General features: G+C 66.9%; 10 protein-coding genes and 1 pseudogene. 3 read left to right on the top strand and 8 right to left on the bottom strand.

The window, feature by feature from the left end:
* Nucleotides 1-56 precede the first annotated feature (56 nt).
* Together A3CU_RS0120150 and A3CU_RS0120145 are read right to left on the bottom strand one after the other, a co-directional pair.
* Nucleotides 57-326: a GlsB/YeaQ/YmgE family stress response membrane protein gene (locus tag A3CU_RS0120150; protein ID WP_027943839.1), complete on the bottom strand. Its 270-nt coding sequence runs from the start codon at nt 324-326 to the stop codon at nt 57-59.
* Nucleotides 327-490: 164 nt separating this feature from the next.
* Nucleotides 491-1,513 (bottom strand): LLM class flavin-dependent oxidoreductase, encoded by a 1,023-nt coding sequence (locus tag A3CU_RS0120145; RefSeq protein ID WP_027943838.1) that lies wholly within the window; start codon nt 1,511-1,513, stop codon nt 491-493.
* Between the two features lie 160 nt (nt 1,514-1,673).
* On the opposite strand from A3CU_RS0120145, the gene A3CU_RS0120140 reads away from it, so the two are divergent.
* A complete protein-coding gene (locus A3CU_RS0120140) occupies nt 1,674-2,885 on the top strand; it encodes an amidohydrolase family protein (protein ID WP_027943837.1) in 1,212 nt (403 codons plus the stop codon).
* Between the two features lie 142 nt (nt 2,886-3,027).
* On the opposite strand, the gene A3CU_RS0120135 is transcribed toward A3CU_RS0120140, so the two are convergent.
* The 3 genes from A3CU_RS0120135 to A3CU_RS0120125 all read right to left on the bottom strand — a co-directional run bounded on the left by A3CU_RS0120135 (nt 3,028) and on the right by A3CU_RS0120125 (nt 6,216).
* Nucleotides 3,028-4,299 carry an HNH endonuclease signature motif containing protein gene (locus A3CU_RS0120135; RefSeq protein ID WP_027943836.1) on the bottom strand — a complete coding sequence of 424 codons (1,272 nt, stop codon included), beginning with the start codon at nt 4,297-4,299 and terminating at the stop codon, nt 3,028-3,030.
* 470 nt (nt 4,300-4,769) lie between these two features.
* The gene (locus A3CU_RS0120130) at nt 4,770-5,759 is read right to left on the bottom strand and encodes a glycoside hydrolase family 183 protein (RefSeq protein ID WP_027943835.1); all 990 of its coding nucleotides are present in this window, start codon (nt 5,757-5,759) and stop codon (nt 4,770-4,772) included.
* A gap of 136 nt (nt 5,760-5,895) precedes the next feature.
* Entirely contained in the window at nt 5,896-6,216 is a 321-nt protein-coding gene (locus A3CU_RS0120125; protein WP_052371897.1) for a cupin domain-containing protein, read from the bottom strand.
* A 337-nt stretch (nt 6,217-6,553) separates the two neighbouring features.
* Here A3CU_RS0120125 and A3CU_RS52520 point away from each other — a divergent pair, with 337 nt between their 5' ends.
* Entirely contained in the window at nt 6,554-6,769 is a 216-nt protein-coding gene (locus A3CU_RS52520; RefSeq protein ID WP_156960440.1) for a hypothetical protein, read from the top strand.
* 35 nt (nt 6,770-6,804) lie between these two features.
* Here the strand turns inward: A3CU_RS52520 and A3CU_RS49885 are convergent, their stop codons facing one another.
* Complete coding sequence (locus tag A3CU_RS49885; protein WP_156960439.1) at nt 6,805-7,890, bottom strand: pentapeptide repeat-containing protein; 1,086 nt, start codon at nt 7,888-7,890, stop codon at nt 6,805-6,807.
* A 437-nt stretch (nt 7,891-8,327) separates the two neighbouring features.
* Nucleotides 8,328-9,770 carry an aromatic amino acid ammonia-lyase gene (locus tag A3CU_RS0120115; protein WP_027943833.1) on the bottom strand — a complete coding sequence of 481 codons (1,443 nt, stop codon included), beginning with the start codon at nt 9,768-9,770 and terminating at the stop codon, nt 8,328-8,330.
* 247 nt (nt 9,771-10,017) lie between these two features.
* On the opposite strand from A3CU_RS0120115, the pseudogene add reads away from it, so the two are divergent.
* A pseudogene (add, locus tag A3CU_RS45665) lies at nt 10,018-11,075 on the top strand (adenosine deaminase).
* 116 nt (nt 11,076-11,191) lie between these two features.
* On the opposite strand, the gene A3CU_RS45660 reads toward add, so the two are convergent.
* A complete protein-coding gene (locus A3CU_RS45660) occupies nt 11,192-12,502 on the bottom strand; it encodes an MFS transporter (RefSeq protein WP_043841821.1) in 1,311 nt (436 codons plus the stop codon).
* Nucleotides 12,503-12,649: the final 147 nt, after the last annotated feature.

Below are 12,649 nucleotides of genomic sequence, written 5' to 3'. Positions count from 1 at the left end.
TCAGCGAATCCGTCCCACCCGGGGTAGCTCGGGTGGGACGGAGCGGTGTCAGGGCGTCAGCGCCGCTTGTGGCGGTCACCCAAGATCAGGCGGTAGGCGACGAGGATGACCAGCGCGCCGAGGATCGCCAGGCCCCACGTGCGCAGGTCGAAGAACGTGCCCAGCGGCCGGTGGAACACCGTCTTGCCGATCCAGCCGCCGACGAACGCGCCGCCCACGCCGAGCAGCATGGTGATGATGCAGCCGCCCGGATCCTTGCCCGGCATGAGCATCTTGGCGATGGCCCCGGCGATCAGCCCCAGTATGATCCAGCCGACAATGCTCACAAGCGATCCCTTTCGTCCGTGCGTGTCCGGCGGCCGGTCGCCGCCGGGGCCCCAGGATGGCATGGACCGCCGGGCGTGCCGCGACGGGTGCCGCGGCGCCGCGAAGAGTGCATTGTGGAGGGTCGCGGCACGGGGAGACCACCTCCCGTGCCGAGGCTGGCGGGTCAGCGCCAGCCGAGCTCCGGCGCGACGTGGGTGAGGATGTCCTCCAGCAGGTGCGCGTTGTACTCGACGCCCAGCTGGTTCGGGACGGTCAGCAACAGCGTGTCCGCGGCCTGGATGGCCTCGTCCTCGGCAAGCTGCTTGACCAGCACGTCGGGCTCCGCGGCATAGGAACGGCCGAAGATCGCCCGGGTCCGTTCGTCGATCATGCCGATCTGGTCGCGGGAGTCGCCGTCGGCGCCGAAGTAGGCGCGGTCAAGGTCGGTGGTCAGCGCGAAGATGCTGCGGCTGACCGAAACGCGTGGCTCGCGGGTGTGCCCGGCCTCGGTCCACGCGTCGCGGTAGGCCTCGATCTGCTTGCGCTGCTGGACGTGCAGTGGTTCGCCGGTCTCGTCGTCCTTGAGTGTGGAGCTCTGCAGGTTCATGCCCAGCTTCGCGGCCCAGATGCCGGTCGCGTTGGAGGAGGAGCCCCACCAGATGCGGTCGCGCAGGCCCGGCGAGTGCGGTTCGACCCGCAGCAGCCCGGGCGGGTTGGCGAACATCGGCCGTGGATTCGGCTGCGCGAACCCCTTGCCCTTCAACACTTCGAGGAACACCTCGGTGTGCCGGCGCGCCATGTCCGCGTCGGTCTCGCCCTCGTTCGGTGCGAAGCCGAAGTACCGCCAGCCCTCGATCACCTGCTCGGGAGAGCCCCGGCTGATGCCGAGCTGCAGCCGGCCGTCGGAGATCAGGTCCGCGGCGCCCGCGTCCTCGGCCATGTACAGCGGGTTTTCGTAGCGCATGTCGATCACACCGGTGCCGATCTCGATCTTCGACGTGCGCGCGCCGACGGCGGCCAGCAGCGGGAACGGGCTGGCCGCCTGCCGCGCGAAGTGGTGCACACGGAAGTACGCACCGTCCGCGCCCAGTTCCTCGGCCGCGATCGCGAGGTCGATCGACTGGTGCAGGAAGTCGGCCGCGGACCGCGTCCTCGACTGCGGGTTCGGCGACCAGTGCCCGAACGACAGGAAGCCAATCTTCTTCACATCCACGCCAACGCCGGGCCCCGCCCGTTGATTTCCGGCGCCGGAGGAGTGTGAGCGGCCCGACCCCGGCCCGGAGCCCACCAGCTGTCGGTTCCGATACGTTGGCACCACGCCGGAGCTTCGGTATACCCGGTCCATCCCGTCGAGGAAGGTGCCCGATGTGTTGATCAGTGACGTCCGCCCGTGGGGCGGTCAGCGCAGCGACGTCGAGGTGCAGGGTGACCGGATCGCCGCGGTCCGCCCGCACGACCCCACTGCCGCGCCGGGCCCGCACACCGTCGAGGGGCGCGGGCGGCTGCTGCTGCCGTCGTTCAGTGACGTACACGTCCACCTCGACTCCACCCGGATCGGCCTGCCGTTCCGCCCGCACACCGGCGCGCCCGGCGTGTGGGCGATGATGCTCAACGACCGTGAGAACTGGCGGAATGCCGAAGTGCCGTTGCCCGAGCGCGTCGCCGGCACCCTGGAGCGGATGATCGCGCACGGCACCACGCGGGTGCGCAGCTACGCCCAGGTGGACGTCGACTGCCGGCTCGAGAAGCTCGACGCGGTGCTGGCCGCGAAGGAGAAGTTCGCCGGGCACGCCGAGGTCGAGGTGATGGCGTTCCCGCAGGCCGGGATCCTGCGAGAGGCGGGCACGGCCGAGGTCCTGGAAGACGCGCTGACATCGGGTGCGACGGTTGTCGGCGGGATCGACCCGTGCGCGCTGGATAAGGATCCCAAGGGACACCTGGACGTCGTGTTCGGGCTGGCCGAGAAGTACCAGGCCGAGGTGGACATCCACCTGCACGAGCCGGGCCACCTCGGTGTGTTCTCCACCGACCTGGTGATCGAGCGGACCCGGGCGCTGGACATGCGCGGCAAGGTGACGATGTCGCACGCCTACGACCTGGGTTCGATCTCCGAGTCGGTCAGCCGCCGGCTCATCGACACCTTCGCCGAGCTGGACATCGCGATGGCCACGGTCGCACCGTCGGTGGACGGCCAGTTGTCCCTGGTCGATCTCACGGAGTCCGGCGTGCGGGTCGGGCTGGGGGAAGACGGCCAGCGGGACTACTGGAGCCCCTACGGCAACTGCGACATGCTCGACCGCACCTGGCAACTGGCCTTCACCCACGGCTTCCGCCGCGACGAACTGGTCGAACTGGCTCTGGCGGTCGCGACGATGGGCGGCGCGTCGATCCTGAGCCACGATGTCGGCCGACTGTCCGGCGTCACCGACCGCCCGGGCCTGTCCACCGGCGACCGCGCCGATCTCCTTTTGGTGGACGGCGAAACCCCGACGAGCGCCGTCATGGACCGCGGCAAGGACCGCACAGTACTGCACAACGGCGTGGTGGTGGCCGACGGCCTCGCGGTGATGGACCTGTAAGCGAGGCGGAACATGGGGCAGCCGGAGGCCTACCGGCACCTCACTCGTAACGCCCAATTCCTGTTCTTCTCTCTGACCGTTTGCTGACGCGCGCCTGCTCGTACCGGACATATCGCCTCTGTCCGGTGCTGGCGATGTGGGGTTATGCGGCTTGTTGGTACCGGGGTGGGGGTGTGCGCGCGAGGTTGCGCATGGGTTTTCGCTCGCGGTCGATCCAGGGTGGTGGGATGAATTCGGGCAGATGCCCGTTCATCCTTATCTCCCACTGCGTGTGGTGAATCACCCGGTGATGCCGGGCGCACAGGAGCACGAGATTGTCGGCGTCGGTGCGTTTGTCCATCGACCATGGCACGACGTGGTGTGGTGTCGTCCATTTAGGACCGCGAGTGCAGCCGGGAAAGGCGCATCCGCGGTCTCGGGCGGCCAGGTAGCGGCGTTGGGCGGGGGTGGCGAACCGGGAAGCATCGCCTACGTAGAGGGGTGCGGCGTTGTTGCCGAAGATCGCGGGCACCACCTTGGACTCACAAGCGAGCCGCCGGAGCGCGTCCACATTCGATATCCCGGGGATGTCGAGGAAGGCGTGCCGGGCACGGTTCTCCAACTCGGCCAGGGTGACGGACACGATCATCACGGCGCGTTCACCGCCCTGGGTGGCCAGCTCGTCGCAGCGCGCGGCCAGGGCGATGATCTCGGCCAGCGCGTCTCCGGCGCGTTCGGCGGCGGAGCGGGTATCGTGTTCGCCGGTCTCGGGGTTCTTGTGTGGTTTCGCCAGCGGCCCGAGCAGGCCGTCAAGTTCCTCGGCGGTTTCGGCGTCCAGCTCACCGGTGAAGCGGATGCTGCCGTCTTTGCGGCGCGTGATGTCCAACCGCCGCAGCGGATGGGCCTGCTCGCGGTCCTTGTCCTCCGGTGGCGCGGTGTCCTGCTCCCAGATCGCGCGCAGCCGGCGGCAGGCTTTGCGCACCGCCTCCGGCCCGGCTTGTCGAGCCAACTCCACCAGAATCCGCTCATCCGCCTCGCGCTGCTCAACCGGAATCTCCGCCGGGCACGCCTGAAACGTCGTAGTGATCGCATTGACATGTTCTGCGTTGATGTCCCCGGCGGTCAAGGCTTGCCCGGTGGCGGCCTGCGGTGGGGGCTGCGGCACCCCGGTCAGGGATGACGAGGGCATGGTGGCCGCAGCGTGGTCGATGCGTTGTCTGGCTTCCCGCGCAGAAATCCGCAACATATCCGTCAGAAACGCGGCCGTGTCCTTGAACCCCAAGGACTTCCCCAGCCCACGCTGCTCACCCTCACCCACGATCGCGAGCATCTCCGCGTAGCCGGTCCGCAGCTTTTCCTCACACGCCACCAACAGAGCAGTCAGGTCCCCATCGGGAACCTGCCACAACCGGGAAACGGAAGCCAGCTCGGACATGCCACAATAATATCAACTTTAAGACGTATGTTCGACGCACGTCCGAGTGGTTGTGGTTGCACAGGTCGATACAAGCAGTCACCGACAAGATCAGAAGTGCTGCCCCGGAACTCACCGCTAGTGCAGTGCCCGAACGGCGTCTGGTGCGGTGACTACATTACCTTCACCGGCTCGTCTAGTCTCCTGGCATGACAACGCGGGATCGGGATGCTCCTTTGGCGGCGGCCGGAAACCGGCCGATGGGTCGCCCTTACCGTCGGGCACCAGGATCGGGAGTTACCAATCGCGTTGCTGGCGGCGGTCGGTGAGGCGTCGATCCCATAGCGCAAGGATCTGAAGCGTTGCCTACGTGGTAATCGGCGAGTTTACCGGACGAGTACACCGCCCTCGCCCTGTTCCACCCGGCGGACGAGGGCAACGAGGTGAGCGCCCTGGCCGTGCCGGCGCCGTTGCCATCGTCTGGTCGATGGTCAGCCGGGCGCGAGCCGCGAGCGCATGAGGAACACGTTGTACGGGCCCCATTGCGACATCAAGTAGTAGATGTCGGGGCCGTCGAGGGTCCACGGGTGGAGGTAGCCGCCGTACAGTCCGGGATACTGCGCACCGGGGACGGCCACCTCGCCCGAAGACCACGGGCCTTCGAGACGGTCGGCGGTGTGCAGCAGGATCGCACCGCCCGGATCGTCGAGGTGCATGGCGAGCCACTGTCCCAAGTGGACACTGTAGGCGATGGACAACTCGCCGACCGGCCCGGGCAACACCGGCACGGCGGCGAACTCGTCGCTACGCCAACCGCTGCCGGTGAAGTACTCGTAAGCCGAGACGTTCGCGACGTGCGGGGCCTCGGCCCTGGCAAGGTAGGCGTCACCGTGGCGGCCGTTGGTCGTGCCGAACAGGTAGACATGGTCACCGTCGCGGGCGAAAGCGCCCATCTGGAACGGATCATCGCGCTCGGCTCGGTTGATCCAGCGCGAGTCGTGCGGCTTGTCCCATGTCACGCCGCCGTCGCGAGACACGGCGATGCCTCCGTAGTTGGTGTGCCACCGGCCCGGCGGACCCCACTCCTGGACGGACATGTACTGCACGTACTGCACTCCATCAACCGCAACGCCCGTGTTCGGGATGACCGTGACCTCGTCGCGCCGCTGGTCACGAGGAATGACCTGGGCGGCAGTGCCGTCCGCGCGGGGAACAACGCCATCGAGCATCAGCCCGTGTGACAGGTCGCGCGTGCGCGAGAACGCGAGGACATTGCACCGCCAGTCGGCGCTGTCCGGCCCACCACCGTCCCCACCCCAGCCCTCGCCGAAGGTATCCCCGAACAGCACGAACACGCGCCCGTCCGCGCCGTCCCACAGGATCCCGAGATCGGTCCCGTGCACGGCGAACCGCTGATCGGTGTGATTGACCGACCCAGGCCCGGTGATCTTCGCTATCAGTTCAGTCTGCTCTACCCGCACGCGTTCCAGGCTAGGTGCTCGCCGAGTTCCGGTGTGGTCCCACTCCTGTCTGGCAGTTCGATGTCACCACCGTGCCCGTCCCGCCTGACCTCAGCCCGGTTCCTGGCCCGAAACACCCTTCGCGGCACGGTTCTGATCATTCGAGCCATTCGGTGATCATTGTCGGGCTGGCGTGGATGCAGACCATGTGCGAGCGTGCCGGGCCTCGGTTGGTGAACTTGTGGGGCACGCCGGATGGTGCGATCACGATGTCGCCGGTGTTGACTTCCAGGTGTTCGTCACCGAGTTGGAAGGTGAGGTTTCCCTCGATGACGACCCAGGTTTCGTCGTAGGGGTGGCGGTGTAACCGGGGGCCCTGTCCCGGCTCGCTGTGGTCGAGGATCAGCGAGATCGTCGCCCCGTGATCGGCGCCTTTGAGATTTCCGGTGGGCAGCGTGTTCGCCTTGATAACTGGCATATACAGTGCACCTCTGTCAAGTTTCGCGGTTGTGAGGTTGTGTTATTCCCAATGTTGATCCTGAAGCAGACCCCGAGTCAACCGCCCGGACGGCCAGCCCGCATCCCACCGCGGGCGACACTCGCCGTACTACGCGCGGTGTATAGAAGTAGATCTTCTCTACCTCAACGGACGTAAGAACCGGGACGCACGGAGGTGGACACCTCACTGCACCGCTGCAGAGAGAAGCGCTTCGACTTCATTTCTGTCGATTGGGTGGGAGGTGGAATAGTGATTGGTGCTGTTCGTGTTCGGAACGCACGATTGAAGAAAGACAAAGCCCAGCACTGACACCGACGTGAAGATTCTCAACGAACGTTTCATTTCAACAATCCTTGCGTTGGGCGGCCTGGCGCTGCCGTACATCGGACACGCGGCCGAGATCCGCGCTGACGAAGGCATCACGATCACGGCGGAGTCCCCGGTCACCGCGCAGGCCCGGCCCACCAGCTATCCCACTAAGCCAAGACTTGGTCGAAGATGGCAGGTGTGGTCGCAGTGCCGCAGCCGGTAGGCGGCTAATGCGCCAGGCTTCGGGTCGTGCGGGGATCACCACCACACGCCTATCGCGCCATCGGTCAGGGCGCTGTCGGTCAGGGTGGCCGGGTTGTGCATCGCGCCGGTGAGATCCGCACCGATGAGATCCGTGCTGACGAGGTCCGCGAAGCTGAGGTCCACGCCGACGAGGTTCGCGCCGACGAGATTCGCGGCGAAGAGGTGCGCGCCGCTGAGGCTTGCGCCGGAGAGGTTCACGCTGGCGAGGTTCGCGCCGGCGAGGTTTGCGCCGTTGAGATTCGCGCCGGCGAGGTTTGCGCCGCTGAGGTTCGCGCCGAGGAGGTGCGCGCCACTGAGGTCCACGCCATTCAAACAGGACTTACTCAGGTCGGCGCTCTCGGCGTTGTCGTTGGTGTAGTCACGGCGGCCGAGGACGGTCAAGGCGGCTTGGACGTCCAGGTTCAGCGGGTGCGCCACGGTCGTTGCGGGTGGGCATGGTCGAGGGTCGGGTGCCGCGTCCGGTAACGCTGTCGCTTGCCCCACGCTGGCGCGGACGAACGCGGAGAGCACCTGCACGATGGTGGGCTGGTCGCGGGGCGAGTCATGCGCGAGCCGTTCCAGCGCGTAAATCCCACCTAGCCGGGTTTCCAGGTGATCCGGCCCCTGGACGCCGATCTGGTCGACCGCCCTGGCGTACCGGTCGGTGATCTGTGCCTGTTGCGTAGCCGATAACGAGAGTCCGGTGAACACCAGCGCGGCCAGCGCAGCGAACGCGGTGCCTATCGAGCCAATCGCCGACCAGTCCTGCCTTTGACGTGGTTGTGCTTCCCCTGTCGGGACCGGTCCAACCGCTGGCGGTGTTGTCCGGGCGACCAGACCGGCCTGGCCTGGGACTTGCTCCCACACCACCAATGAGGACAGGACCGGGTGGGCCGAGCGCCGGGCGACCAGCAGCAGCACACCTCCGCCCAACGCTGTTGCGGCAGCCAGCAGCGTCCACCACCATGCCCCGAACCAGTCCGCGAGGGCAAACCAGCCCGGCCACCAGAACTGCACTGTCCCGGCAACCGTGATGGCCCCCGCCGCAACGCCCAACCCAATTCCCGTCCGCCGAAGCCGTTGCTGTCGGTGCTCGCTCACACTCCGAGATGGTGCCGTACTAGCGCACCGGGCGGGACACGGTTCGAACAATTTGGGGTACCACGAGTTTTGCCATCGTGGTACTTGCTGGCCGAGGGTGAGGACGGTGCGTTCGTTGCTCCGGTCGATCCCAACAAGGGGTGGCAGGCTCGCGAGTTGGCGGCACGAATCAATACGCGGGAGAGGCAGGCGGCGGGGTTAGCTACGACGGCCGCGGTGCCGGCCCACTGGCGATAAACAGCTTTTCTTCTTGGCATGCAACGAAAGAATCCGCTTCATCGAGCAAGACACGCCGCGCCCGGTTTCAGATGCCCGAAACCCACGTTGGGCGAGTTCGCCGGCGATGAACCGATACCCATCGGCCGGGTCTTGGCATGGATCTCCAGCGCGGCGCTTAGCTGACGACGCATCGCACGGAAGGGTCTCATTGGCCGGGCTCAAATCCTGGACAGGCTGTCGAGGAGTTCGACCCCGGCCGCGATGTCGGCGGTCAGGGGGCGGTCCTCCAGCGCCGGGTCGAGGACGGCGCAAGCCTGGGCGTACGCGTCCTGAGCCGGGAGGCCGGCAAGGTCCGCTTCACGGAGCCGCAGCGCCCGCACGGCGGCGACCAGTTCGCAGGCCAGCAACGTGGCGTACGCCCGGCAGACGGCCGTGGCGGCCCGAGCCGCTTGTGTCGAGAAGCTCGCGTGGTCCTCGATTCCCCGTGACACCACCGCTGTGCCCACCGTTACCGGCAACGCGGCCTGCCGCAGTTCGGTGAGCGCGTCGTGCGCGACGTACTCCAGGATCATCACCCCTGAACTGCCGGGCGGGCCGGCCGCGAGGAACGGCCGCAGGCCCGTGAACTCGGGCTCCACCAGGTCACCGAGCCGGGCTGCGGAAAGCTCGGCGACCTGGTGCACCGTCGCCCGCGCCTGATCGAGCGCAGCGGACACATACGCGGTGTGGAAGTGCGCGTGGTGATAGGCATCGCCGTAGGCCGCCGAGATCATCGGGTTCTCGGTGCTGGAGTTGATTTCGATGGCCAGCACGTCCCGCAGGTAGTGGATCGCATCCAGTGCCGGTCCCTGTACCTGTGGAAAAGCGCGCAGTCCGAAGGGATCCTGCAGGCGCTTGCCCGGTTTCGGGGCGCTTTCCACTCCCAGCAGGCGCCGCATCTCGGCGGCGCAGGCGACCTGGCCAGGATGCGGGCGCGCCTCGTGGACCGGTCCTGCGTAGGCCTCGGGGTTACCGTCGAGCGCGAGGTAGGAAAGCGCTGCCACGGCGTGACTGGCCCTGGTCAGCACATCCAGCCGGAGTGCGGCCAGCGTGGCTTCGGCGAGCGTGGCCGCGTTACTGCTCATGAACGCGAGCGCATCACCGTCGTGCACCTTGACCGGCGGCATACCGCCGGTGAGCCAGGGCTGTTCCCCCGCCAGGGCCAGCGCGGTCTCGGCCAGGGGTGCCAAATCCCCGGTGCCGATAGCGCCCAGCCGATGCACCACCGGGACGGCCCCGTGCCGCAACGCCTCCGCGAGCGCGCCGATCAGCGTGGGGCTGATGCCCGACCCGCCGGCCAGCAACTGGTTCAACCGGATCAGCATCATCGCCTTGACCTGCCCCGCGGGCATTTTGTCGCCGCTGCCCCCGGCGTGGCTGCGTAGCAGCCGGAGCCCATGTTCGGCGGAGTCCTCGGCAGTCACGCGATCCTCCTTGTTGGCACCCACCCCGGTCGTCCGTCCGTAGACGACACGCTGGGTGCTGAGCTCCCGCGCCAGCCGCCACGATTGTTCGGCCGCGCGTAGCGCCGTGGCTGGTATTTCGATCCCCAGCGGCCCCTCGGTTTGCGCGGCCACGACGACATCTGTGCAGCGCAGGGTTCGGCCGTCCACCCGGATCACCGCCACCTTCTTCTCCTTTCGGACAGGTTCTCTCGGGAGACAGGTCTACCGTGCCGCCGAATGTGATGACCGGTCAGGACTCCGCCTTACCTCTGGTGTGGTCGGGGTGAACGTCGGCTACGGTGAAGACCGTGACGGAGTTCAAGCTGCCGCTCTACGGAGCCGACACCGAACGCGGCGACCTCGCTCCCTGAGTCGCCTCAACCCGTTCTTCCGTCATCGCTGTCGTCAATCAGGGAGCCTTTCCATGCCCGGCGAAAGCCTGCGTGCCTTCATTCATGCCCTGCCCAAGGTCGAGCTGCACGTCCATCTGGTCGGCTCGGCAGGGATCGATACCGTCCTCGCCCTTGCCCGGCGTCACCCGGAAGCCGGAGTGCCCACCGACCGTGCCGAACTGGAACAGTTCTTCACCTTCCGCGACTTCAACCACTTCCTCAAGGTCTACTGGGCGGTGCAGTCGATGTTGAAGGGCCGCCACGACATACGCACCCTCGTGACCGGTCTCGCGGCCGAACTCGCCCGCCAGAACGTCCGCTACGCCGAAGTGACCGTGACCCCGTACAACCACCTTCTCGACGGCATGCCCGGCGATGAACTACTTGCCGGTCTCACGGACGGCCGAGCAAACGCCGCAGTGGAGCACGCGTGGAACTCGCCTGGTGCTTCGACATTCCTGGGGAAAAGGGTGTCGTCGCCGGACGTGAGACGGTGGTTTTCGCCCTCCGAGAACGCCCGGAGGGGCTGGTCGGCTTCGGGCTGGGTGGGCCGGAGGTCGGCGTCGGCAGGGCGCAGTTCGAGCCGTTCTTCACTACCGCGCGGGAAGCGGGGTTGCGCAGCGTGCCCCACGCCGGGGAAACGACCGGCCCGGCCACCATCTGGTCGGCCGTGCACGACCTGGGCGCGGAGCGGATCGGCCACGGCACCAGTTGCACCGCGGACCCGGCTTTGATGGCGTATCTCGCCGAGCACCGAATCCCCCTCGAAGTATGCCCAACCTCCAACGTCCGGACGCGGCAGGTGAGCTCGATCGCCGCCCACCCGATCCGGCGCATGCTCGATCACGGACTCTTGGTCACCCTCAACACCGACGATCCCCCCATGTTCGGCGCCACCCTCGAAGGCGAATATCTGGCCGTCGCCACGACACTCGGCCTGGACCCGGCCGAACTCGCACAGCTGGCCGAAAACGCCGTGAACGCCTCGTTTCTGAACACCGCGAGCAAGACCACGCTGCTCGCCGAGATCGAATCGATCACCCACAATGGCCTCACCGAGCTGACGAGGAACAGTGCACCCGACGAATAGGCGCACCGCAGAGGGAAACCAGGGGACTCGTGATGCACGAGGGCAGGTCACCTGTGTCGGTGACCGGCCCCGGTGCGGTCAGGCCAGTGGGCGGCGGTGTTGGCCGGCCGGGTAAGTCACCGGGTCCCTTCGACCCGGGACAAGTCCGCGCCACGCGTCTCCGGCATGGTCGCCAGAGCCAGCAGGCCGAGCACGGCGGCGCCCATGAGATAGAAGGCCGGCATCAGGGTGTTCCCGGTCGCGGCGATCAGCCAGGTCAGCACGTACGGGACGGTGCCGACGAAGATCGCCGCCGTGAGGCTGTAGCTGATGGACAGTCCGGACTGCCGGGCGCGGGTCGGGAAAAGCTCGGCCGCGGCACTCGCGTGGACGCCCAGGCTGAGCGTCAGCAGCGCCGCGAGCAGACAGGTGGCCAGCATGCCGGACATATAGGTTCCGTTGCGCATCAACAGGAACGCGGGAATCGCGAGGACGAGGAGGAGCACTCCACCGGTTATCATCACCGGCTTGCGTCCGACGCGGTCGGAGAGCGCGCCCACCAGGGGAACGAGAATCATCGCGACGATCGAGGCGACGGTGGAGAACGTGGCGGCGTCGCCCGCGGTGTAGCCGAGTTCGCTCTCTTGGAAGGAGAGCAGGTAGACGAGGACCACGTAGAACGTGACGTTCATCAGGATCTGCATGCCGGCTGCCTGCAGCAGTTGCCGCGGATGCCGACGCAGTACCTCCTTGACGGGGCTGCCCTGCGCCTTGTCCTTTTCTTCCAGCTCCTGGAATTCGGGGGTGTCCTCCAGCCGTTGCCGGATGTAGAAGCCGATCACTCCGAGCACGCCGGTGATCAGGAACGGAATCCGCCAGCCCCAGCTGTGAATTTGATCGTCGGTGACGAATGCGTTGAGCGCCACGACCGTGAGTGAGGCCAGCAGGAAGCCCATCAGGGAGCCGACCTCGATCCAGCTGACGCCGAATCCCCGGTGCCGGCGGGGCGAATACTCGGCCATGTACGCCGCCGCGCTGCCGAACTCGCCTCCGGCCGCGAGCCCCTGCACCAGCCGGCACACGATCAGCAGGATCGGCGCGAGCAGGCCGATTGTGCCGTAGCTGGGCAGCAGACCCAGGATGAAGGTGGCTCCCGACATCATCAGGATGACGACGGTCAGTGTCGTCTTGCGGCCGATCCGGTCACCGAGGTGACCGAAGACGAACGCACCGATGGGGCGCAGCGCGAACGAAACGGCGAAGACCCCGAAGGTTGCCAGCAGGCCGGCTGTCGCGTCCTTCTCGGGGAAGAAGACCACGGCGATCGTGGAGGCCAGATACGCGTAGATGGCCCACTCGTACCAGTGGACCAGCACGCCGATGCTTCCGCCGATCAGGGATCGGCGCAAGGTTGCGGCGTCGACCTGTTGCTCGGCAACCGTCGTCATGGTGACCCCTCGCTTTCCTTCGGGTCAGGACGACCCCGTGCGAACTGGGTCACTCTCGCAATTATCGGCGGCTACTGTCCAACACCGTTTCCCGAACCAGGCCATCGGAGAATCCGATGACTCCCAGGAGAGCCAACGCTTCGAGGG

The organism is Amycolatopsis taiwanensis DSM 45107 (genome assembly GCF_000519205.1).
In the GTDB taxonomy this organism is placed as follows: domain Bacteria; phylum Actinomycetota; class Actinomycetes; order Mycobacteriales; family Pseudonocardiaceae; genus Amycolatopsis_E; species Amycolatopsis_E taiwanensis.
Note: the sequence above shows the minus strand (reverse complement) of the source record. Positions and strands in the feature narration are given on the sequence as shown.